Raw genomic sequence first — 22,080 nt, 5'->3', positions numbered from 1 at the left:
GGGCTGAAAACGGTACAGGCAGGAGGCGTATTGCTGCCTGAAGGAATGAAAAATTTCGCGCGAGAAGCGTCGGTTTTCTTTACATTTTTCTTATTGATGAGTTAACAAAAAAACGTAAGTCATTGATCTGTAAGGTCGTCAATACGCTGGCACGGCTGATGCTAGTACTGAAGTGCTGTCTGCCTATCAACCACCGATGAGGATGACGATCATGAAATTTCTGAAGAAACTGGCTTGTGCTACCGCTGTTGCAATGACCATGGCTGGGGGCGCCAACGCCGCCACCGTCCTGAACGACTGGGTATTCAATCCGACCGGCGGCGGCTTCGCCAGCGGGCAGACCATCAACGAATACCTGGACGTGAACGGCAATGCCTTCATCCAGATCAACCCGTCCGGTGGCTCCAGCTTCTCGTTCTCCGAGCATGGGGTGTTCAATATCGTCCAGGCCGACAGTAACAACCAGCTGTTCCCAGTGAACTACCCAGGTGGCAACATCAGCGCAACCTTCCAGGCGACCGGCACCGGTAGCTTCGGTGGCGCCTTCACCTTCAGCGGCGGCACCATCCGCATCTACCAGAACACCACCAACCAGTACGGCACGACGGCCGGGATCTACGGCGCCGACCAGGGCAACCTGATCGCCGAGTTCAGCGTGATGGCGGGCGGCGGCGGCCTGGTCGATGCCAGCGGTTCGCCGACCAATAACGGCCAGGTGACCGTGCTTGCACGGGCCGAGGCCGGTGCGCTGGATGCGGGCTACTTCTTCCGTGAAAACGGCCAGGACCTGTCGACCGAGTCGATCATGGCCTTCGCCTTCACCAACGCGAACACGATTGCCAATCCGACTTCCACGCTGGTCAACGAAGTGGCTTGCCAGTACTCGGGCTTCACGGGTGCGGGCTGCAACGGTACGGCTTACGCGAATTCGCCTGGCCAGTACTTCTTCATTGGCGGAAACGGTCAACTCAAGCTGGCGGAAGTGCCGGAGCCAGGTTCGCTGGCCCTGTTCGGCATCGCCATGCTGGGTGCCGGATTCGCCACCCGCAAGCGCGCCAGCAAGGTGTAATCGGGTGATGTCGGTTTTGTCGTAATGAAAAAAGAGCGGGCTTGCCTGCTCTTTTTTTTCGCTCTTATTGGTTGGCAAAGCCGCCCCGTTCAGGCCCGCTGCTGCTCCGGCAAATGAATCGAGCGTGCCAGCAAATGTCCCGCCAGCCAGCCGCCGACCAGGCCGCCGATGTGCGCCGCGTTATCGGTATGCGGATACACGAAGCCCATCCATAAACTGAACAGTAAAAACGGTACCAGCGACGAACGCAGTTCGGACACGACGGTCGGTGGCACGCCGCTGTTCGGACGGCCGAGGAAGGCGAGCAGGCCGCCGATGACGCCAAAGATCGCGCCCGAGGCGCCGACGCTGTTCACGTGCGGATTCCACAGCACGCTGGCCAGGCTGCCCGACACGCCGGCCAGGAAATACAGGGCCACGAAACGGGGGCTGCCGAAGATCCGTTCGGTGAGCCTGCCGACCTGCCACAGCGCCAGCATGTTGAAGCCCAGGTGCCAGATACTCCCGTGCAGGAACATCGAGCTGACCAGGCGCCACCATTGGCCGCCGCGCGTCAGGCGTCCGACGTTCGAGCCCCATTCCACCAGCTGCTGGGCGTGCAGGATGGCCGAGACGGTCGGGTTCAGCGCGAACAGCTGGCGCAGTGGTCCCTCGAGCGCCGCCTGGTATTTCTGGCGCGCCAGCCACATCAATGCGAAAATGCCGATGTTCGCCGCGAGCAGGCCCCAGATCACGGGCGTCGACGGGCTCCAGTAGTCGATGCGGTCGTGGAAGACCTCGTTTTCCTCGTGCTCCTGCACGAATTGCTCGGTCTGGCGCGTGGGGAGCAGGGCGACGATGCGCGCGGCCGTCTCGCGGTCCGCGACACTGAAGCCGATCGTCCTGTCGCCCTTCACGCCGAGCTCGTCGAACCGGACGTCCTGGCCGCTGGCCCAGGCGTTGACGATGTCGACGCGGCGCAGGCGATGCTCCTCGCGCTTCGGCATGCGGAACGAGCGCTGGCTGGTTCCGCGGATGATCAGGAAATCGTCCTGCACCTCGAGCGTTCCCTTGCCGCGCAGGCGGAAGGGGTTGGTCGGCCATTTGGACCCGGCCGTGTAGAAACGGACGTCGAACAGCGTACTACCCGTCATCGTCACCCTTCAGCCGCGCCGGCGCTCGTGGTTCCAGAGCACATCGCTGCCGCCTGCAAAACGGTTCAGCACGCGCGCCAGCACGAACATCAGGTCCGACAGGCGGTTCACGTACTGGCGCGGCTGCGGGTTGATCGTGTCTTCCTTCGATAACGCGACGATGGCGCGCTCGGCGCGGCGGCAGACCGTGCGGCAGACGTGGGCGGTCGAGGCCGCGCGCGAGCCGGCCGGCAGGATGAATTCCTTCAACACCGGCAGGTCGGCATTGTATTTTTCGAGCAGGCCGTCCAGGCGTGCGACGTGCTCGTCCTTGATCATCTGGTAGCCGGGAATGCACAATTCCCCGCCGAGGTCGAACAGGTCGTGCTGGATCGACACCAGTTCTTCGCGCAGGTCCGCCGGCATGTCTTCGCACAGCAGCAGGCCGACGAAGGAATTGAGTTCGTCCACCTCGCCCAGGGCATGGATGCGGGCGCTGTCCTTGCCGGTACGGCTGCCGTCGCCGAGGCCGGTGCTGCCGTCGTCGCCGGTGCGCGTGGCAATTTTGGAGAGTCGATTACCCATGATGTGCTGCCCCTGAAAAAAGATAGCCCGAGCATACGACAAATCGATGTGATTGTGGCCTACAATCGACGTCATGTCCGCCCCTCTCCACGTCCCCCACGAGCGCCGCGAGCAGGTCGCGGCGGCCCTGCGTGCACGGTTGCCGATTGGCGCCGTCCTGTCCGATCCGGAAGACACGCGTCCCTACGAATGCGACGGCCTGGCGGCCTACCGCCAGCTGCCGATGATCGTCACCCTGCCCACCAACGAGGAGCAGGTGCTGGCGGTCCTGGACGTCTGCCGCGAGCTGAACGTGCCGATCGTGCCGCGCGGCGCCGGGACGGGCTTGTCCGGCGGGGCGCTGCCGATCATCGATGGCGTGGTGCTGTCGACGGCGCGCCTGAACCGCATCGTGCGGGTCGACGATTACGCGCGCACGGCCGTGGTCCAGCCCGGGGTTCGCAATCTCGCGATCTCGGAAGTGGCGGCCCAGTACGGCCTGTACTACGCGCCGGACCCGTCCTCGCAGATCGCCTGCACCATCGGCGGCAACGTGGCCGAGAACTCGGGCGGCGTGCACTGCCTGAAATACGGCCTGACGGTCCACAACGTGCTGCGCGTGCGCGTGGCGACCATCGAGGGCGAGATCATCGAGCTGGGCAGCGAGGCGCTGGACGCGCCGGGCCTGGATCTGCTCGCCGTCTTCATCGGCTCGGAAGGCATGCTCGGCATCGTCACCGAAGTGACGGTGAAACTGGTGCCGAAGCCGGCGGCGGCCCAGGTGATCATGGCCTCGTTCAACGATGTCGTTACCGGCGGCAATGCGGTGGCCAGCGTGATCGCGGCCGGCATCATCCCGGCGGGCCTGGAGATGATGGACCGCACCTCGGCGCGCATGGTCGAGCCCTTCGTGCACGCCGGCTACGACACCGACGCCGCCGCCATCCTGCTGTGCGAGGCCGACGGCACGCCGCTCGAGGTGGCCGAGGAAATCGAACGCATGACGCAGGTGCTGGAAGCGGCCGGCGCCAGTGCGATCGCGGTGTCGCAGACCGAAGCCGAGCGCATGAAATTCTGGTCCGGCCGCAAGAACGCCTTCCCGGCGGCGGGACGCATCTCGCCCGATTACTACTGCATGGACGGCACCATCCCGCGTAAAAACCTGGCGCAGGTGCTGACCGGGATCGAGCAGATGGAAACGACCTATGGCCTGCGCTGCGCCAACGTGTTCCACGCGGGCGACGGCAACCTGCATCCCCTGATCCTGTTCGATGCCAACCAGCCGGGCGAATTCGAACGCGCCGAAGCCTTCGGCGCCGCCATCCTGGCGCTGTGCGTGGAAGTGGGCGGCACCATCACCGGCGAGCATGGCGTGGGCATGGAGAAGATCAATTCGATGTGCGTGCAGTTCGAGCGGGCGGAACTCGACGCCTTCTCCGCCGTCAAACGCGCTTTCGACGTGCCGATGCTGCTCAATCCCGACAAGGCGATCCCGACCCCGCACCGCTGCGCCGAATTCGGCAAGCTGCATGTGCACCACGGCGCTGTGCCGTTCCCCGAACTCCCGCGGTTTTAATTTAAAAAATGATCGAACAATTCAGGGACCAGATCCGCGCGGCCGCGGCTCGGCAACAAGCGCTGCGCATCCGCGGCGGCGGCACCAAGGACTGGTACGGCGGATTGCTGCAAGGCGAGATCCTCGACACGCGCGGCCACACGGGTATCGTCGACTACGAGCCGACCGAACTGGTGATCACGGCGCGCTGCGGTACGCCCCTGGCCGAGATCGAAGCCGTGCTGGCGCAGCAGAACCAGATGCTGGCCTTCGAGCCGCCGCATTTCGGTCCAGGCGCCACCTTCGGCGGAGCGATCGCGGCCGGCTTGTCCGGCCCGCGCCGCGCCAACAGCGGCGGCGTGCGCGACTTCGTGCTGGGCGCCCAGCTGATGGACGGCAAGGGAGACCTCCTCAACTTCGGCGGCCAGGTCATGAAGAACGTGGCCGGCTACGACGTTTCGCGCCTGCTGGCCGGGTCGCTCGGCACGCTCGGGCTGATCACGGAACTGTCGGTGAAGGTGCTGCCGCGAAGCTTCGCTGAAGCCACGCTGCGCTTCGAGGCGAACGAGATCGAGGCGATCCGCATGCTCAACGTCTGGGGCGGGCAGCCGCTGCCGGTATCGGCCAGCTGCTGGCACCGGGGCGTGCTGGCGCTGCGCCTGTCGGGCGCGCGGGCGGCCGTGGACGCGGCGGTAAAATCGCTGGGCGGGCAGGTAGTCGACGACGCCGCCGGTTTCTGGACCGACCTGCGCGAACAGCGTCACGCCTTTTTCGCCGGCGACGCGCCGGTGTGGCGCCTGTCCGTGCCCTCGACGACCGGCGCCATCGTACTGAACGGCGAACAGCTGATCGAGTGGGGCGGGGCGCAGCGCTGGCTGCGCGCGGATTCCGGCGACGCCGAGACCATCCGCAGCGCGGTGCGCGCGGCCGGCGGCCACGCGACCCTGTTCCGTGGCGGCGACAAGGCCGTTGGCGTGTTCCAGCCGCTCGCGCCGGCCGTGGCGCGCATCCACGAGCGCCTGAAAACGGCCTTCGACCCCGCGCACATTTTTAATCCTGGACGGATGTCATAGCATGCAAACCAATCTGGCCGACTTCATCAAGGGCACGGCGGAAGGCAACGAGGCCGAAGCGATCCTGCGCGCCTGCGTGCACTGCGGGTTCTGCACCGCCACCTGCCCGACCTACCAGCTGCTGGGCGACGAACTCGATGGCCCACGCGGGCGCATCTACCTGATCAAGCAGGTGCTGGAAGGCGCGGAACCGACGCGCAAGACGCAACTGCACCTGGACCGCTGCCTCACCTGTCGCAACTGCGAAACGACCTGTCCGTCGGGCGTCAAGTACGGGCGCCTGGTCGACATCGGCCGCCGCGTGGTCGAGGAGCGCGTGCCGCGTCCCGCTGCTGACCGCATCAAGCGCACGATGCTCAAGGAATTCCTGCCGCGAACGGGCCTGTTCAAGCCGGCCTACGGCGTTGGCACCGCGCTGCGGCCGCTGCTGTCGAAGGACATGCAGGACAAGGTGCAGCGTCCGCGCCATGCCGGCCACTGGCCGACCCGCGCCCACGCGCGCAAGATGCTGGTGCTGGAGGGCTGCGTGCAGCCGGCGATGGCCCCGAACATCAACGCGGCCACCGCGCGCGTGCTCGATGCGCTCGGGGTGCAACTGCTCGTGGCGCCGAAGGCCGGCTGCTGCGGCGCCGTGCGCTATCACCTGAACGACCAGGAAGCGGGGCTGGACGACATGCGCCGCAACATCGACGCCTGGTGGCCCCATGTCGAGCGCGAAGAAATCGAGGCGATCGTGATGACGGCTTCCGGCTGCGGCGTGACGGTCAAGGAATACGGCCACCTGCTGGCGCACGATCCGGAGTATGCGGCGAAAGCAGGGCGCATCTCGATGCTGACGCGCGACCTGTCGGAAATCATGCCGGAGTTCGAAGAGCAGCTTGCCGTGGCCCTGCGCGGCAAGATCACGGAACGTGTCGCCTTCCACCCGCCGTGCACGCTGCAGCACGGCCAGCAAATCCGCGGCAAGGTCGAAGGCGTGCTGCGCGCGGCCGGCGTCGACGTCGTGCTGTGCGCCGACAGCCACCTGTGCTGCGGCTCGGCCGGTACCTATTCCGTGCTGCACCCGCAGATCGCCCACGAACTGCGCGACCGCAAGCTGGCCAAGCTCGAGGCGACCGGCGCGAAGGAGATCGTGTCGGCGAATATCGGGTGCATGACGCATCTGCAGTCGGGGACCGATACGCCCGTCACGCACTGGATCGAGCTGGTCGATCGGGCCTTGCAGGAGCGCGCGCCGGCCTGACCGGCGCGGCCGCCTGGCCACAGGCGATTGCCAACCCTTACCTTCGTGCAGTGTGCGGTCGCCTTGGCGGTACAGGCACGGCTGCGCATTCTCTTTATCGCACCGATAAAGGGTATTCATTCCAACGCGTGCGCAACTCCGCTACCCTTCCATGTTTCGCTCATGTTACTTGAAAGTAACGTAATGTATCGAAAAAGCGACGGAAGTCACATTGTTTAACACAAAAGAAATAATTAGTGATTCGTAACTTTGCCGTTGGTCAATGTTGTGCAACAGTATTTCTCCGCGTCATCGTCCTGGTTCACGTGTAACTGTGGTGAATGATGTGTGTTGTTAAAATAAATTGACTAGTGGGAGTGGTTTTGAAGCACAAGAGTACTTTGAATAAAAGCGCAATCGCATTGGCGCTGACCCTGGCCTATCCGGCCTTTTCCAACGCCCAGCAGGCGGCCGAACCGGCCGCCCAGATGCAGCGCGTGGTCGTTACCGGCAGTAGCATCAAGCGCACCCAGGCGGAAGCTGCGGGCTCGGTCCAGGTCCTGACGCGCGACGATATCGAGCGCACCGGCCAGACGACGGCCCTCGGCATCCTGACCAGCACCGCTTCCATCGACACCAGCCTGAACTCGGCCACGAGCAGCTCGGGCAGCTTCGCCACCGGTTCATCGGCCGTCAGCATGCGCGGCCTGGGCAAGGTCTCGACCCTGATCCTGGTGAACGGCCGCCGCATTGCCCAATACGGCCTGTCCGACGGCGCCCAGGACAACTTCACCAACCTCGACGCCATCGCCAGCGACGCGATCGAGCGCATCGAAGTGCTGAAGGACGGCGCGTCGGCCATCTACGGTTCCGACGCCATCGCCGGCGTGGTCAACATCATCCTGCGCAAGGACTTCCAGGGCGCCAAGATCCGCGGCAGCTACACCGAATCCCAGCATTTCCACGACAACCGCAACCGTAACGTCTCGGCGATCGTCGGTTTCGGCGACCTCGAACAGCAGGGTTTTAATACCTACATCACCGCCGAAGGCTACAAGAGCGACGGCTACAGCGTCGGCGACCTGCGCCCGTACTACCCGGAATGGCACCGCCAGACCCCGGGCCGCTCGACCTGGGATGCGAAGAGCTCCTACTCGCCGACCGGTAACTACTTCCGCAGCAGCACCAACATCGTCGCCGCACCAGGCTGCCCGGCCGATGCGATCGACCCGGCCGACAAGCTGTGCAAATGGGACGCGCTGCCGTACTCCGGCCTGACCACCGACAACAAGCGCCATGCGATCGCCAGCAACACCCACTTCCGCATCGGCAAGGATATCAACGCCAACTTCGAAGTGACGACCTCCCGCTCGACCAGCGAATACATCGTCGCGCCGTTCAGCGTGAGCAACCAGAGCGCGACCAGCTCGACGAGCATCTGGTACGACGTGTACGGCAACAAGATGGTCGGGCCGTTCTCGTATCCGAAACTGCCGGTCGGTCACCCGATGAATCCGTACAGCGTGCCGACCGAATACCGTGCGCGCATGATGGACACCGGTAACGGCTTCAACTTCAACCGCACCGAAGCCGAGCAGTCGCGCGTCATGCTGACCCTGGACGGCACGATCGGCGGCTTCGACTGGCGTTCGGCCGTCGGTTCGATGAAATCGTCGGCCGTGAAAGCCACCCGCGCCGTCAGCGCCACCGGCTACACCAACGCCATCGTCAACGGCACCTACAAGTTCGGCCAGCAGAACGATCCGGCCCTGCTCGAAGCGATGTTCCCGGTCCGTACCACGTCGGGCGAAGCGCACATCAAGTTCTTCGATGCAACCATCGACGGTACCGTGATGCAACTGCCTGCCGGTCCGCTGAAAGTCGCGGTCGGTACCGACATCCGCAGCAACGGCTACCGCATGAAGAGCTCGGACAACGTCCTGCGCGGCGAGCTGGTCGGCGTGTTCGGCCTGCAGGTCGACGACACCGTCAACCAGTACGCGGTCTTCACCGAAGCGAGCGTGCCAGTCGTCAAGAACGTCGAACTGAGCGCGGCCCTGCGTGCCGACAAGACCGACGGCTTCGACTCGCACCTGTCGCCGAAGCTGGGCCTGCGCTGGAACGCCGCCAGCAATCTGCTGCTGCGCGCCACCGCATCGGGCGGCTTCCGCGCACCGAACATCGTCGAATCGGGTAACGGCCTGGGCCGCAGTTCGGTCGCCACCAGTGTCGTCGACCCGCGCCGCTGCCCGATCGCCAACCAGCTCAACGACCTGGTGCAAAAAGGCGCCGGCGCCACCGCCGCCGACAAGGCGCAGGCCAACACCTTCCGCAACGCGGAATGCGTGGGCAACCTGCCGAGCTTCGTGCGTTCGAATCCGGAACTGGAACCAGAAACCTCCCGTTCGTACACCGCGGGCCTGGTCTTCGAACCGGTCAAGAACTGGACGATGGCGATGGATTACTACCTCATCGAGCGTCGTAACCAGATCGGTACCCGCGCGACGACCGACATCCTGAAAGGCGAGGCGGACCTGCCTGCCGGCCAGCTGATCCGTGTCGACAACAGCGCCGCCGACAACGAGTTCCTGGCCCTGGTGAAGAAGTACGCGCCGAACAACACCATCAACTACGGCAACGTCGGCCAGCTGGGCATGGTCTACAACCCGTACGTCAACAGCGGCAAGACGCGCGTCTCGGGCATCGACTTCGATGCGTCGGGCCGCTTCAAGCTGCTGGGCACGGACGTGCGCCTGAAACTGGACGGCACCTATGTGCTGAAGTACCAGACCTTCAGCGAAGCGACGAATGCCTACGACCGCAACATGGTCGGCACCTGGGACTTCGGTTCGCGCATGACCGTCAAGGCACGCGCCTACGTGAAGCAGGGCGACTTCGACCACGGCGTCACCTGGAACTACGCCAGCGGCTACAGCAACAACAGCATCTTGCAGCCAACCTACTGCGCCACGCAGAAAGTGGTGGCGGCAAACCTGGCCGATTGCGAACGTGTGGACCACAACACCACCGTCGACTACACGCTGGCTTACTCGGGCATTCCGCACGTGAAGCTGAACCTGTACGTCTACAACCTGTTCGGCGAAGACCGTCCGATCGAGTGGCGCGACGGCTGGCGCACGACCTCGCCGCAGTTCCGTACTTTCGGCGTCGCGGCAAGCTACACCTTCTGATCGTCTGAGCGTTTGACGATGTCCTAGCAAGAGACCAGGCTTCGGCCTGGTCTTTTTTTTGCGGGACGCTGCCGCGCGGCACTGCGCCCGCATCGTCCGCACGGTCGTGATAGCATCCCTTCCTTTTCGATATCCGCAAGAGAAAGCAATGAGTTTCGTATTTCGCCTGGTGCGCGAGGAGGGCGGGCTCGAGCCCGTCGTCGTGTTCGAAGATTCGACCAGCCCGGGCTTCGTGCCGCTGTGGGAAGAGGTGGGGGTCTACGATTCGCTGTACAACAGCGACGGCAAATCCGCGCGCGAAGTGTCGCCCAGCATTGCCTATGGCCTGGACCGGGTCAGCGAGGACGCCTCGCTCGCGCGCCTGATACCGCCCTCGCTGTCGCAGGGCGAAGCGATCCGCTTCCTCGAAGACGTGAACCGCGCCTGCGTGATCCACCGGACGGCGCAGGTCCAGACGCGCTAGCGTCGACACGGCTTCCCCATGACGCGTCACACCAGCACCGTTTCCGGCGAAGCGATCGACCGCGCCCGCATCGAACAGCTGCTGCAAGAGGACGCGCTGCTCGTCTTCGAAGACTGCGATTTTTCGGGCGCCGACCTGGCGCGCCTGAACCTGCAGGACAGCGTGTTCAGGAATTGCGCACTGCCCGAGACCTCGTTCTACGCAGCCAACCTGGCGCGCACGCACTGGCAGCGCTGCCGGGCAGGGCAGGCCGATTTCGAGGCCGGCGACCTGGTCGACGCGCGCTTCGAAGCCTGCGACCTGAACAACACCAGCTGGCGCCGCGCCAGGCTGGCTTCCTGCACCTTTCGCAGCTGCAAGCTGACCGGCGCCGCCTTCGAGGAGGTCAGCTATCTCGGCCTCTCGTTCGAAGATTCGCTCCTGATCGGCGCCGACCTGCGCCGCATGTCCTTCAGGAAGATGACGCTCGTCGGACTCGACTTCGCCGACGCCGATTTGTCGGGCTGCGACTTCCGCGAGGCTGTCTTCGAAGGCGGCAGCCTGCGCGACGCCCACATCAAGGACACGCGGTTCGAGGGTGCCGACCTGCGCGAGGCGGACCTGGGCGGGCTGAAGCTGGTCAATGCAAAACTGTTCGCGGGCGCGACGATCTCGCCGCGCCAGGCCGCGGAACTGCTGCGGGCGATGGGACTCTCCGTCGCATAGCAACACTTGTTGGCGCACTTGTAAGCAAATGCCAGGAATGTAAGGGATTGTTAAACACGTCAACAGCCCAGGTAGCCGCTCCGTTATTGGCTCAGTGACGTAAGAAACGCGCACTGACAAGACAACCCACTAGGAGCCGCACCATGAAAAAAATCATCGCCACCCTGATCGCCGGTCTGTTCGCAAGCGCCGCATTCGCCCAAACCACTACCACCGCCACCACCGCCACGACCGTGACGCCGGCACCGACCAAGGCGGAAGTCAAGGCGGATGCAAAAGCGGATACCAAGGAAGCGAAAGCTGCCGTGAAAGCCGATACGAAGGAAGCGAAGGCGACCCTGAAGGCCGATACCAAGCAAGCCAAGGAAACGATCAAGAGCGACTCCAAGGAAGCCAAGGCCGCCGTGAAGGCCGACGCCAAGGAAGCCAAGACCGCCGCCAAATCGAGCGTGAAGCCGCCAGCCGAGGTGACCACCACTACCCACACCGGCACCCATGGCGCCGATGTCTCGGCCACCGCAAAAACCAAATAAGCCAGGCAAGCACCAATGACCGATGAAGCCCGCGTCGCCGCGGGTTTCTCTGCCCGGATACTGTCGCACGGACGACGACCAATACAAGGAGCCACACCATGAAGAAAATCACCGCCACCCTGATCGCCGGCCTGTTTGCAAGCGCTGCCTTCGCACAAGCCCCGGCCACCCCTGCCGCCAAAGCCCATACCGGCAAGGTCGATGCAAAGACCGCTGTGCTGGTGGACAACAAGGACGTCAAGACGACCCTGAACGCCAAGGCGACGCCTGCGACCGCCACGACCACCACGACCACGACGGTGGACGCCCAGCCGGCAGCGAAGTCGGAAACCCCGAAGGCGAAGAAAACCGCCCACGCCAAGCCGAAGCACAAGCAGGCGAAGGCCAAAGCCAAGACTGAAGCCGCGGACACGTCGGCATCGACCTCCGGTTCGAGCTCGGCTGCGGGTTCGACCTCGTCCTCGACCCAAGTGCAGGCCGGTGCCGCGGCGACCACGCCAGCTGCCCCCGTCCTGACCACGACCCCGGCCACGACGCCGGTCAGCGCCAATGTCGATGCCACCGTCGCGCCGTCCACGGCCCCGATGCCAGTCGACACGCCGGCCGCTCCAGCGCCGACGCCGATCACGAAGTAAGCGCACGCCTGTAGTGAAAAAAGCCCGCACCAGTGCGGGCTTTTTTCATGTGCGGATGCGTTTCCGGGTGCCGCGTCGCGAGGGTTTTGTTACCGGCCCAGCAGCTGTTCAATATCGCCCGTGATCTCTTCCGGCTTGGTCTGCGGCGCATAACGCCTGACGACCTTGCCGTCGCGCCCGACCAGGAATTTCGTGAAATTCCACTTGATGAGTTCCGTGCCGAGCACGCCCGGCGCAGCATGCTTCAGGTGCTGGAACAGGGGATGGGCGCCGGGACCGTTGACCTCGACCTTGGCGAACAGCGGGAAGCTCACGCCGTAGTTCTTTTCGCAGAAGGCGCCGATCTCGGCTTCGCCGCCGGGTTCCTGGTGGCCGAACTGATTGCAGGGAAAACCCAGCACTTCGACGCCGCGCTCGCGGAACTGGCGATAGACTTCTTCCAGGCCCTTGTACTGGGGCGTGAAGCCGCAGGCGCTGGCCGTGTTGACGATCAGGAGTACCTTGCCGCGGTAGCGCGACAGGTCGATGGGGGTGCCGTCCAACAGGGCGGCCTGGAAGTCGAAAACGTTCATGGCAGGATGATAACGCGTATCACCCGCGCGCGGTCAGACCAGGCCGAGGTGCTCGGTCCCGCTCGAGAAATCGCGGTCCTTCGCGTTCTTGCTGTTGAGCTTGATGTTCAGGCGCAGGTCGTTGACCGAATCGGCATTGCGCAGCGCATCCTCGTACGAAATCCTGTCTCCCTCGTACAGGTCGAACAGGGCCTGGTCGAAAGTCTGCATGCCCAGTTCGCGCGACTTCTTCATGATCTCCTTGATCTCGTGGACTTCGCCCTTGAAGACCAGGTCCGAGATCAGCGGAGAATTGAGCATGATTTCCATCGCCACTACGCGGCCCTTGTCTTCCTTCTTCGGGATCAGGCGCTGCGAAATCAGGCCGCGCAGGTTCAGCGAGAGGTCCATCAACAGCTGCTGGCGGCGCTCTTCGGGGAAGAAGTTGATGATGCGGTCGAGCGCCTGGTTGGCGCTGTTCGCGTGCAGGGTGGCCAAGCACAGGTGGCCGGTCTCGGCGAAGGCGATCGCATGTTCCATCGTCTCGCGGTCGCGGATCTCTCCGATCTGGATCACGTCCGGCGCCTGGCGCAGGGAGTTCTTCAGGGCCGCCTCGAAGCTGTCGGTATCGACGCCCACTTCGCGCTGCGTGATGACGCAGTTCTTGTGCGGGTGGACGAATTCGACCGGGTCCTCGATCGTGATGATGTGGCCGTAGCTGTTTTCGTTGCGGTAGCCGACCATGGCGGCCAGCGTCGTCGATTTACCGGAGCCGGTGGCGCCGACCATGATCACCAGGCCGCGCTTGGACATGATGACGTCCTTCAGCACGTTCGGCAGGGCCAGGTCCTCGAACTTCGGGATCTGCGTCGTGATCGTGCGCAGCACCATGCCGACGCTGCTCATCTGGACGAAAGCGGAGACGCGGAAGCGCCCCAGGTCGCCCGGGCTGATCGCGAAGTTCGCCTCTTTCGTCAGCTCGAAGCCGGCTGTCTGCTTGTCGTTCATGATCGAACGCGCGAGATCGGCCGTGTGGGCGGCCGTCAGGGGCTGGCTGGAGACCGGCGTCATCTTGCCGTCGATCTTGATCGCCGGCGGGAAGCCGGCGGTGATGAACAGGTCCGAGCCGCCCTTGCTGACCATCAGGCGCAGCAGGTCGAACATGAATTTTGAGGCCTGGTCGCGTTCCATTTTTAGCCCGGGAAGTTTTCAGGAATTTTGGCGGCCGAACGGGCCGCGGCGCTGGAGATCACGTTGCGGCGCACGAGGTCCGTCAGGTTCTGGTCCAGGGTCTGCATGCCGACATTGCTGCCGGTCTGGATCGCCGAATACATCTGGGCGATCTTCGCTTCGCGGATCAGGTTGCGGATCGCCGGCGTGCCGATCATGATTTCGTGGGCGGCGACGCGGCCCGTACCGTCCTTCGTTTTCAGCAGGGTCTGCGAAATCACGGCCTGCAGCGATTCCGACAGCATCGCCCGCACCATCTCCTTTTCTTCGGCCGGGAAGACGTCGACGATACGGTCGATCGTTTTCGCCGCGGACGAGGTGTGCAGGGTACCGAACACGAGGTGGCCGGTTTCGGCGGCCGACAAGGCGAGACGGATGGTCTCGAGGTCGCGCAGTTCGCCGACCAGGATCGCGTCCGGGTCTTCGCGCAATGCCGAACGCAGCGAGTTGGAAAACGACAGGGTGTGCGGGCCGACTTCGCGCTGGTTGATCAGGCATTTCTTCGAGTCGTGCACGAATTCGATCGGATCTTCAATCGTCAGGATGTGCCCGTATTCGGTCTCGTTCAGGTGGTTGACCATCGCCGCCAGCGTGGTCGATTTGCCCGAGCCCGTCGGACCCGTCACCAGTACCAGGCCGCGCGGTTTCAAGGCCAGTTCGCCGAAGATCTTCGGCGCGTTCAGTTCTTCCAGCGTCAGGATCTTGGACGGAATGGTACGCAGGACGGCGGCGGCGCCGCGTTCCTGGTTGAAGGCGTTGACGCGGAAGCGCGCCAGGCCGGGGATCGCGAACGAGAAGTCGCATTCCAGGATTTCTTCGTACTGCTTGCGCTGGCCGTCGTTCATGATGTCATAGATCATGGCGTGCACGTCCTTGTGCTCGAGCGGCGGCAGGTTGATGCGGCGTACGTCGCCATGCACACGGATCATCGGCGGCAGGCCGGCCGAGAGGTGCAGGTCGGAGGCCTTGTTCTTCACCGAGAAGGCGAGTAGTTCTGAGATGTCCATTTATAATCCCTATGCGGTGGAGGAACAGCTCCGGCGTACCTCTTCAGTACCTGCGCGAAAATTTCCTATAGAAAACAATTATGTCCACAATCGCCGCCAACTTGCAAGCTGTCGAAGCGATAATCGCGACCGCCGTGCGGGCCGCCAACAGGCCGCCATCGAGCGTGCAGCTGCTGGCCGTATCGAAGACCTTCCCAATGGAAGCCGTGCTCGAAGCGGTGGCTGCGGGACAGCGCGCTTTCGGCGAAAACTATCTGCAGGAAGGCGTCGAAAAGATCGCCGCCGTGGCGCGCGCGCAACCGGACCTACCCCTGGAGTGGCATTTCATCGGCCCGATCCAGAGCAACAAGACGCGCCCGATCGCGACCAACTTCGCCTGGGTCCACACGGTCGAGCGGCTGAAAATCGCGCAGCGCCTGTCGGAACAGCGTCCGCCGGAGCTCGGCCCGCTGAACGTCTGCTTGCAGGTCAACATCAGCGGCGAGGCGACCAAGAGCGGCGCCACGGCGGCCGAGCTGCCGGAGCTGGCGCGCCAGGTCGCGGCGCTGCCGAATTTGCGGCTGCGCGGGCTGATGGCGATTCCCGAACCGCAGACCGACCCGGCCTTGCAGCGCGCCGCCTTCGCCAGGCTGCGCCAGCTCGCCGACAGCCTGCGCGCGGGCGGTCTGGCCATCGATACGCTCTCGATGGGCATGTCGGGCGACATGGAATCCGCGATTCTCGAAGGCGCGACCATCGTGCGCGTCGGCAGCGCCATTTTCGGCTTACGCCATTACGACTGAAGGATTGAGATGAAGATTGCTTTTATTGGCGGCGGCAACATGGCGACTGCGCTGATCGCCGGCCTGGCGAAGGTCGGCGGCACCCAGGTACACGTGGTCGATCCGAACCCGGAAGCCCTTGCCCGGCTGGCGGCGCAATACGGCGCCACGACCGCGGGCGGCATCGACGGCGCGGTGGCGGATGTCGACGTGATCGTGCTGGCGGTGAAGCCGCAGCAGATGCGCGAGGTGGCAGGCACGCTGGCGCCGCATTTGACGGGAGGTCCGCTGGTGCTGTCGATCGCCGCCGGCATCCGCGGCACGGACCTGTCGCGCTGGCTGGGAGGCTACGGCGCCATCGTGCGCGCGATGCCGAATACGCCGGCGCTCATCAAGCAGGGCATTACCGGCCTGGTGGCCCTTGCCGGCGTGAGCGAGGCGCAGCGCAAGGCCGCCGACGAGGTGCTGCGCGCGGTCGGCCAGACCGTGTGGCTGATTGATGAAGCCCTGATCGATCCGGTGACGGCGGTGTCGGGCAGCGGTCCGGCTTACGTGTTTTATTTTCTGGAGGCGATGGTCGCCGCCGCGCAGGAGATGGGTCTCAGCGCGGAGCAGGGCAGGGAGCTGGCCCTGGCGACCTTCAGCGGCGCCACCCAGCTGGCGGCGCAGTCTGACGAATCCCTGGACGTATTGCGCCAGCGCGTGACCTCGAAGGGCGGCACGACGCATGCGGCGATAACCAGCATGGAAGCGGCGGGCGTGAAAGAAGCGATCGTCGCAGCCATGAAGGCGGCAGCCGCACGTGGACGCGAGCTGGGAGACGAGTTGGGGAAGGATTAAGAGCGGTGGGCACCCTGTGCCCACCATGCAAAGCGCTAGCCTGACCGGCTATTCCAGATGCCCGCCCAAGCGCGAGCGAACAATCGGCAGCACCCGCTGCACCGTCGGCAGCATCCTCTGCACCAGCGGCACCACGCGCTGCGCGACCTGCCACAGCGACGCACCCGCCGCGATCACGCCCAGCACCGGCCTGGGCCGCGCGATCATCATGCCAGCCGCGACCCCGGCACCGGCCAGCAAGGTCTTGCGATGCGCGCCGATAAACCCTGCCGCACCCTGGACCCGCTCCACGGGCGCCTTCAGCAAATTGAGGTGATCGGCCAGGTCCCCACGCTGGCGCGCGCATTCCGCAACCAGGTGCGCACGGCGCATCGCCAGCGGTGTTTTCTCGCCGTTTTTCCCCTTACTCATGTGCCGCTCCCGTGCCCTGGATGAAGCCGATGTCCTTGCCCAGTTCCGCGCGCGTGGCGGCCAGCATCGGGCCGCGCGCGGCGAAGCCGGCACGCACCTTCGCCAGGATCAGCACGGCGGCCAGGGCGAACGCGCCGGCCATGGCGCCGATCGCGAGCAACCGGTGCTCGTCCCAGAACAGCACGATGACGAACAGGGCCACCAGCATGAACGCGAAAGCGCCGAGGAAGGCGGCCAGCAGCGTCCAGGCCGCATAGCCCAGCAGCGACTGCGCTTCCTCGCGCGCCTCGACGGCGGCCAGCTCCAGGCGCGTGCGCGCCATGGAAACGAGCGTCGACCCGATCCGGCCGACCGTCTCGGTGAAGACCATCAACGACGATTGATCAGCATGCCCAGCACGACGCCGACAGCGGCGCCGATACCGACGGCCTTCCACGGATTGTCCTTGACGTAGGTGTCCGTGGCCCTGGCGGCAGCTTTCGATTTCTCGACGACTTCCAGGTTGGCCAGGCCTTCCTTGGCGCTGGTCAGGGCGCCTTCGAACTTGGCTTTCGCTTTCGTGAGCTCTTCGCCGGTCAGCGAGCCGCCGTGGCGCAGCCAGGCTTCGGCGTCCTGGATAACGGTCTTCAGGTCGGCCATCAGCTGGTCGCGGGCGCCGGTCTGGGTCGGGATTTTTTCCATCATGGGGAGGTCCTCTTTATCTAAATGTGGGTCGCGGCCAGGCGGCCACGATCGTGCAACACAAGGGTCGTGCATTTCGGACAATATTATCCTAATGCATAGTCTAACGCGACACCAACGAATAGTGCCGCACCCAACCAATTGTTGTGGCGGAAGGCGGCAAAGCAGCGCATCCGGTCGCGGTCGCGGATCAGGGTGTAGTGGTACAGCGCCATGCCGGCGGCGACGACGACGCCCGCGACAAACCACCAGCGCAGGCCGAGCATCCAGCCGCAGGCCAGGTCGATGGCAAGCGCCGCGCCATAGCACAGCATGACCGCAAGCACGTCGAAGCGGCCGAAGGTGATGGCCGAGGTGCGGATGCCGATCTTTAAATCGTCGTCGCGGTCGACCATCGCGTACTCAGTATCGTAGGCGACCGCCCAGAAGACGTTCGCCAGCAGCAGCCACCAGGCGATGGCGGGTACCTGGCCCTGCACCGCGGCAAAGGCCATCGGGATGCCGAAGCCGAAGGCGATGCCGAGGTAGGCCTGGGGAATCGCGAAGAAGCGCTTGAAATACGGATAGGAGCCGGCGACGATCACGGCCAGCACGGACAACTGCTTGGTCAGGGCATTGAGCGGCAGGATCAGCAGGAAGGAGACGATGGCCAGCACGGCGGCCACCATGACCGCCTCCCAGCCCTTGATGCGTCCGGAAGTCAGCGGCCGGTCGACGGTGCGCTTGACGTGCTTGTCGAAGTCGCGGTCGGCGTAATCGTTGATGGCGCAGCCGGCCGAGCGCATCAGGGCGGTGCCGAGGACAAAGATGACGACCACCACCGGATCGGGCTTGCCGCCGGAGGCCATCCAGAGCGCCCACAGCGTGGGCCAGAGCAGGAGGAGGATGCCGATCGGCTTGTCAGCGCGGACCAGCCGGAAGTAGAGCGCCAGCTTGTTCATGAGTCGCTTCTTGTCGTGCAAGAATTATTGTGGACAAGACAGCGATTTTACCGGGTTTGGCACCCCCGACGAGTTTACGCGGCTTTTTCCAGCGCCAGCATATCCACCCCCGGCAAGTCGCACTGCGCCACCGCATTGCACACCGCCTCGATCGCCGCCCGCCGCGTAAAACTCTTGCGCCAGACGATGACCACGCGCCGCGAGGGCGCCGGCTTGGAGAAGGGAACGAAGGAAAGCATGCCGTTCGGATCTTCCATGTCGCGCACCGAGGCGCGCGGCAGGACAGTCAGGCCGATGCCGCTGGCCACCATGTGGCGGATCGTCTCCAGCGACGAGCCCTCGAAGGTGCGCTGCATGCCGTTGCCCGGCGACGAGAAACGCGCCATTTCCGGGCACACTTCGAGTACCTGGTCGCGGAAGCAGTGGCCGCTGCCCAGCAGCAGCATGGTTTCCGCTTTCAGGTCGTCGGCCGGGATCTCGCGGCGCTTCGACCACGGATGGGTGCGCGGCGTGGCGACAACGAAGGGCTCGTCGTACAGGGTCTGCATCAGCATGCCGTGGTCGGGCAGCGGCAGCGCCATGATGGCAGCGTCGAGTTCGCCCTGGCGCAGCAGCTCCAGCAGTTTGACGGTGAAATTTTCCTGCAACACGAGCGGCATCTGCGGCACATTGTCGATCAGGTTTTTCACCAGCGGCGGCAGCAGGTAGGGGCCGATCGTGTAGATCACGCCCAGGCGCAGGGGGCCGGCCAGCGGGTCCTTGTTCTGCTTGGCCAGCTCCTTGATCGCGGCGGTCTGCTCGAGCACGCGTTCGGCCTGGGCCACGATCTGCGCTCCCACCGGCGTCACCGACACTTCCGAACCGCCGCGCTCGAACAAGGTAACGCCGAGCTCGTCTTCGAGCTTCTTGATGGCGACCGAGAGGGTGGGTTGGGCTACGAAACACGACTCGGCGGCATGGCCGAAGTGTTTGGCGCGCGCAACGGCGACGATGTATTTCAGCTCGGTGAGTGTCATAGAAGTATGGTCAGTCGCATTGCAGAGATGCAATAATAAACCTGCCACCGCCCGGCGTGGTCAGCCAGGATAGTAATTTAACCAGAATCTTAGTCGATATAATGCGCTCTGGGTGAGATCGACGACGAATCCTTGCCCAACAGTTCAGAAAGGCACCATGACCTCCACCTTTGGCCCGGCCGAAGCCCTCGCTTACATCCAGAAACTGCTGACCGTCATGCACCAGCAGGGCGGCTCGGATCTCTTCATTTCGGCCGATTTCCCGCCCAGCATGAAACACCAGGGCGCGATGAAACCGATGAGCCAGCAGCGCCTGACCGGGGAAGTGACGCGGGCGCTGGCCCTGTCGCTGATGAACGAGCGCCAGCGCGCCGAGTTCGAAGCGCAGATGGAGTGCAATTTCGCGATTTCCCTGCCGAACGTCTGCCGCTTCCGCGTGAATGTCTTCGTGCAGCAGCAGAGCGTCAGCATGGTGGTGCGCACGATCGCTTCCGAAATCCCGAACTTCGAGAAGCTGGAATTGCCCGAAGTCCTGAAAGACGTCGTGATGACCAAGCGCGGCCTGGTGCTGGTCGTCGGCGGCACCGGTTCCGGCAAGTCGACCACCCTCGCCGCGATGATCGACTACCGCAACAGCAACTCGGCCGGCCACATCATCACGGTCGAAGATCCGGTCGAATACGTCCACAAGAACAAGAACTGCCTGGTCACGCACCGCGAGGTCGGCGTCGATACGCACTCCTGGCACAACGCCCTGAAAAACACGCTGCGCCAGGCGCCGGACGTGATCCTGATCGGCGAAATCCGCGACACCGAAACCATGGAGCACGCAATCGCCTTTGCCGAAACCGGCCACCTGTGCCTCGGCACCCTGCACGCGAACAATGCGAACCAGACGATGGACCGCATCATCAACTTCTTCCCGGAAGAGCGCCGCAACCAGTTATTGATGGATTTGTCGGCCAACCTGCGCGCGATCGTCTCGCAGCGCCTGGTGCGCACCGAGGACGGCAAGGGCCGCAAAGCCGCGATCGAAATCCTGCTGAATACCCCGACCATCGGCGAGATGATCCTGAAGGGGAATTTCCACAGCATCAAGGAGATCATGCACAAGTCGCGCGAACTGGGCATGTGCACCTTCGACCAGGCCCTCTACGAGCTCTACAACAAGGGCCATATCAGCTACGACGAGGCGATCCGCAACGCCGATTCGGCCAACGGCCTGCGCCTGCAAATCAAGTTGTCGGGCGAACGGCGCGAAGCCGACGAGGGCGGCGCCAAGGCCTCGCCGCTGTCGATGATGCTCGAAGAAGAGCCGGAAGACCCTGCAAATCCAAGCTGACGCATTTAAAGCCGAACCTTATGCCGAATTTCGAAAATAAAATCTGCTCGCGCGCCGAGCTCAAGGCGCGCGTCGCCGCCCTGCCAAAACCTGTCGTGCTGACCAACGGCGTCTTCGACATCCTGCACCGCGGCCACGTGACCTACCTGGCGCAGGCGCGCGAACTGGGCGCTTCGCTGGTGGTCGCGGCCAATACCGACGCTTCCGTGAAACGCCTGGGGAAAGGCGATGACCGTCCCCTGAACACGCTGGCGGACCGGATGGCCGTGCTGGCGGCCCTGGAATCGGTCAGCCTGGTGGTGGAATTCGACGAGGACACGGCGCTCGAAACCGTGCTGGAAGCGCGGCCCGAGATCTACGCGAAAGGCGGCGATTACGAGATGAGCGCGATTCCCGAGGGGCAGGCGGTGCTCGCCTATGGCGGCCAGGCGGTCGCCATCGATTTCGAGCATGACCGCTCGACGACCAAGCTGCTCACGAAGGTACGGGCCGGCTGAGGCAGCCGGCCGTGTACTTCCTTCCTTAATCGCAATCTTTCGTCGCAGTGACCGCGACGTCGCGCAAAGTCGCCGGCCCTTGTGCCCCCTGCTCGATTTCATGGACCACAGCCAGGCACTGGTACGGCGAGACCTCGAGGGTCACTTCGTACTGCTTGCCGGCTTCCGGCGTAAAGGTGCCGCCGAAGCTACGGCAGTATTTCGAACCCGGCGCGCCGGCCGCACTTTGATACGCCATCCGCAGCGCCATCGGCTGGTTGCCGGGAATTTCATATTCGCGGAAATAGGCTTTCGAGAAATAGCCGTCGCGTTTGCCCAGGTTGGCGGTGGTCGGGGTCTCGGGCATGCCGATCGAGGTGTTCTTGGCGCGGCCAAACATCGAACCGAACGCGTCGCCGACGCCGCCGGAGACAGTCGTCTTCGGTCCCTTGCCGCCCATGCAGCTGCTGTTCTGGTAAAAATGGACCATCAGGCCGTTCTGGCCGAACAGGCGTACGCGTGCCGGAGCGGGCGTGGCCGCTTCGTTCGAAGCGGCAGGGGCGGGCTGCGCTTCCTGTGCCGAGGCGCCGGCGAGTGCGCACAAGCTCAGCAGCAGGGCGGAGGCGGAACGCAGGGCAATGGTGCGAAAGCCGGCGGAATCGATTGTCTTCATGGTGATGCCTGGTGAGGGAAAGGACGCCC

The 22,080-nt window shown here is 64.2% G+C and carries 24 protein-coding genes; 13 read left to right on the top strand and 11 right to left on the bottom strand.

Annotated elements, in window-relative coordinates:
* The first annotated feature begins 211 nt into the window (after nucleotides 1-211).
* Nucleotides 212-1,069, top strand: coding sequence for a flocculation-associated PEP-CTERM protein PepA (gene pepA / locus LPB04_RS01550; RefSeq protein WP_193687065.1), 858 nt, complete (start codon nucleotides 212-214; stop codon nucleotides 1,067-1,069).
* 89 nt (nucleotides 1,070-1,158) lie between these two features.
* Here the strand turns inward: pepA and LPB04_RS01545 are convergent, their stop codons facing one another.
* Nucleotides 1,159-2,202: a rhomboid family intramembrane serine protease gene (locus LPB04_RS01545; RefSeq protein WP_193687064.1), complete on the bottom strand. Its 1,044-nt coding sequence runs from the start codon at nucleotides 2,200-2,202 to the stop codon at nucleotides 1,159-1,161.
* A gap of 9 nt (nucleotides 2,203-2,211) precedes the next feature.
* Nucleotides 2,212-2,766, bottom strand: coding sequence for a cob(I)yrinic acid a,c-diamide adenosyltransferase (locus LPB04_RS01540; RefSeq protein WP_193687063.1), 555 nt, complete (start codon nucleotides 2,764-2,766; stop codon nucleotides 2,212-2,214).
* Nucleotides 2,767-2,830: 64 nt separating this feature from the next.
* Between LPB04_RS01540 and LPB04_RS01535 the strand changes: the two genes are divergently transcribed.
* The 8 genes from LPB04_RS01535 (at nucleotide 2,831) to LPB04_RS01500 (ending at nucleotide 12,122) form a co-directional block, all read left to right on the top strand.
* Nucleotides 2,831-4,321 carry an FAD-linked oxidase C-terminal domain-containing protein gene (locus tag LPB04_RS01535; RefSeq protein WP_407943893.1) on the top strand — a complete coding sequence of 497 codons (1,491 nt, stop codon included), beginning with the start codon at nucleotides 2,831-2,833 and terminating at the stop codon, nucleotides 4,319-4,321.
* An 8-nt stretch (nucleotides 4,322-4,329) separates the two neighbouring features.
* The gene (gene glcE / locus LPB04_RS01530; RefSeq protein ID WP_193687061.1) at nucleotides 4,330-5,373 is read left to right on the top strand and encodes a glycolate oxidase subunit GlcE; all 1,044 of its coding nucleotides are present in this window, start codon (nucleotides 4,330-4,332) and stop codon (nucleotides 5,371-5,373) included.
* A 1-nt stretch (nucleotide 5,374) separates the two neighbouring features.
* Entirely contained in the window at nucleotides 5,375-6,616 is a 1,242-nt protein-coding gene (glcF, locus tag LPB04_RS01525; protein ID WP_193687060.1) for a glycolate oxidase subunit GlcF, read from the top strand.
* 380 nt (nucleotides 6,617-6,996) lie between these two features.
* Nucleotides 6,997-9,786 (top strand): TonB-dependent receptor domain-containing protein, encoded by a 2,790-nt coding sequence (locus tag LPB04_RS01520; RefSeq protein ID WP_227496584.1) that lies wholly within the window; start codon nucleotides 6,997-6,999, stop codon nucleotides 9,784-9,786.
* A 148-nt stretch (nucleotides 9,787-9,934) separates the two neighbouring features.
* A complete protein-coding gene (locus LPB04_RS01515; RefSeq protein WP_193687059.1) occupies nucleotides 9,935-10,249 on the top strand; it encodes a hypothetical protein in 315 nt (104 codons plus the stop codon).
* Nucleotides 10,250-10,267: 18 nt separating this feature from the next.
* Nucleotides 10,268-10,954 carry a pentapeptide repeat-containing protein gene (locus tag LPB04_RS01510; protein WP_193687058.1) on the top strand — a complete coding sequence of 229 codons (687 nt, stop codon included), beginning with the start codon at nucleotides 10,268-10,270 and terminating at the stop codon, nucleotides 10,952-10,954.
* A 143-nt stretch (nucleotides 10,955-11,097) separates the two neighbouring features.
* Nucleotides 11,098-11,487 (top strand): hypothetical protein, encoded by a 390-nt coding sequence (locus tag LPB04_RS01505; protein WP_193687057.1) that lies wholly within the window; start codon nucleotides 11,098-11,100, stop codon nucleotides 11,485-11,487.
* 98 nt (nucleotides 11,488-11,585) lie between these two features.
* Nucleotides 11,586-12,122, top strand: a complete 537-nt coding sequence (locus LPB04_RS01500; protein ID WP_193687056.1) for a hypothetical protein — start codon at nucleotides 11,586-11,588, stop codon at nucleotides 12,120-12,122.
* An 89-nt stretch (nucleotides 12,123-12,211) separates the two neighbouring features.
* Here the strand turns inward: LPB04_RS01500 and LPB04_RS01495 are convergent, their stop codons facing one another.
* From LPB04_RS01495 to LPB04_RS01485, 3 genes are read right to left on the bottom strand one after another with little or no spacing between them, the layout of a single operon-like run.
* Nucleotides 12,212-12,694, bottom strand: coding sequence for a glutathione peroxidase (locus LPB04_RS01495; protein ID WP_193687055.1), 483 nt, complete (start codon nucleotides 12,692-12,694; stop codon nucleotides 12,212-12,214).
* A gap of 33 nt (nucleotides 12,695-12,727) precedes the next feature.
* Entirely contained in the window at nucleotides 12,728-13,864 is a 1,137-nt protein-coding gene (locus LPB04_RS01490) for a PilT/PilU family type 4a pilus ATPase (RefSeq protein ID WP_193687054.1), read from the bottom strand.
* 2 nt (nucleotides 13,865-13,866) lie between these two features.
* Entirely contained in the window at nucleotides 13,867-14,910 is a 1,044-nt protein-coding gene (locus LPB04_RS01485) for a type IV pilus twitching motility protein PilT (protein WP_193687053.1), read from the bottom strand.
* A gap of 80 nt (nucleotides 14,911-14,990) precedes the next feature.
* On the opposite strand from LPB04_RS01485, the gene LPB04_RS01480 reads away from it, so the two are divergent.
* Both LPB04_RS01480 and proC read left to right on the top strand, forming a co-directional pair.
* Entirely contained in the window at nucleotides 14,991-15,692 is a 702-nt protein-coding gene (locus LPB04_RS01480; RefSeq protein ID WP_193687052.1) for a YggS family pyridoxal phosphate-dependent enzyme, read from the top strand.
* Between the two features lie 9 nt (nucleotides 15,693-15,701).
* Nucleotides 15,702-16,511: a pyrroline-5-carboxylate reductase gene (gene proC, locus LPB04_RS01475; RefSeq protein ID WP_193687051.1), complete on the top strand. Its 810-nt coding sequence runs from the start codon at nucleotides 15,702-15,704 to the stop codon at nucleotides 16,509-16,511.
* A gap of 48 nt (nucleotides 16,512-16,559) precedes the next feature.
* On the opposite strand, the gene LPB04_RS01470 is transcribed toward proC, so the two are convergent.
* From LPB04_RS01470 to LPB04_RS01450, 5 genes are all read right to left on the bottom strand, one after another.
* Nucleotides 16,560-16,922 (bottom strand): YqjK family protein, encoded by a 363-nt coding sequence (locus tag LPB04_RS01470; protein WP_193687050.1) that lies wholly within the window; start codon nucleotides 16,920-16,922, stop codon nucleotides 16,560-16,562.
* Nucleotides 16,915-17,292: a phage holin family protein gene (locus tag LPB04_RS01465; RefSeq protein ID WP_193688822.1), complete on the bottom strand. Its 378-nt coding sequence runs from the start codon at nucleotides 17,290-17,292 to the stop codon at nucleotides 16,915-16,917. The genes LPB04_RS01470 and LPB04_RS01465 overlap by 8 nt, the downstream gene beginning before the upstream one ends.
* A complete protein-coding gene (locus tag LPB04_RS01460; RefSeq protein ID WP_193687049.1) occupies nucleotides 17,292-17,606 on the bottom strand; it encodes a DUF883 family protein in 315 nt (104 codons plus the stop codon). Before LPB04_RS01460 ends, LPB04_RS01465 begins: the two co-directional genes overlap by 1 nt.
* 83 nt (nucleotides 17,607-17,689) lie before the next feature.
* The gene (gene ubiA, locus LPB04_RS01455; RefSeq protein ID WP_193687048.1) at nucleotides 17,690-18,544 is read right to left on the bottom strand and encodes a 4-hydroxybenzoate octaprenyltransferase; all 855 of its coding nucleotides are present in this window, start codon (nucleotides 18,542-18,544) and stop codon (nucleotides 17,690-17,692) included.
* A 74-nt stretch (nucleotides 18,545-18,618) separates the two neighbouring features.
* Complete coding sequence (locus LPB04_RS01450; protein WP_193687047.1) at nucleotides 18,619-19,560, bottom strand: hydrogen peroxide-inducible genes activator; 942 nt, start codon at nucleotides 19,558-19,560, stop codon at nucleotides 18,619-18,621.
* A 157-nt stretch (nucleotides 19,561-19,717) separates the two neighbouring features.
* On the opposite strand from LPB04_RS01450, the gene LPB04_RS01445 reads away from it, so the two are divergent.
* Entirely contained in the window at nucleotides 19,718-20,902 is a 1,185-nt protein-coding gene (locus LPB04_RS01445; RefSeq protein WP_193687046.1) for a PilT/PilU family type 4a pilus ATPase, read from the top strand.
* 20 nt (nucleotides 20,903-20,922) lie between these two features.
* Entirely contained in the window at nucleotides 20,923-21,399 is a 477-nt protein-coding gene (locus LPB04_RS01440) for an adenylyltransferase/cytidyltransferase family protein (RefSeq protein WP_193687045.1), read from the top strand.
* Between the two features lie 25 nt (nucleotides 21,400-21,424).
* Here the strand turns inward: LPB04_RS01440 and LPB04_RS01435 are convergent, their stop codons facing one another.
* The gene (locus LPB04_RS01435) at nucleotides 21,425-22,051 is read right to left on the bottom strand and encodes a hypothetical protein (RefSeq protein WP_193687044.1); all 627 of its coding nucleotides are present in this window, start codon (nucleotides 22,049-22,051) and stop codon (nucleotides 21,425-21,427) included.
* Nucleotides 22,052-22,080: the final 29 nt, after the last annotated feature.

The organism is Massilia litorea, assembly GCF_015101885.1.
In the GTDB taxonomy this organism is placed as follows: domain Bacteria; phylum Pseudomonadota; class Gammaproteobacteria; order Burkholderiales; family Burkholderiaceae_D; genus Telluria; species Telluria litorea.
The sequence above is the reverse complement of the archived record's forward strand: the minus strand, read 5'-3'. Positions and strand labels throughout refer to the sequence as shown.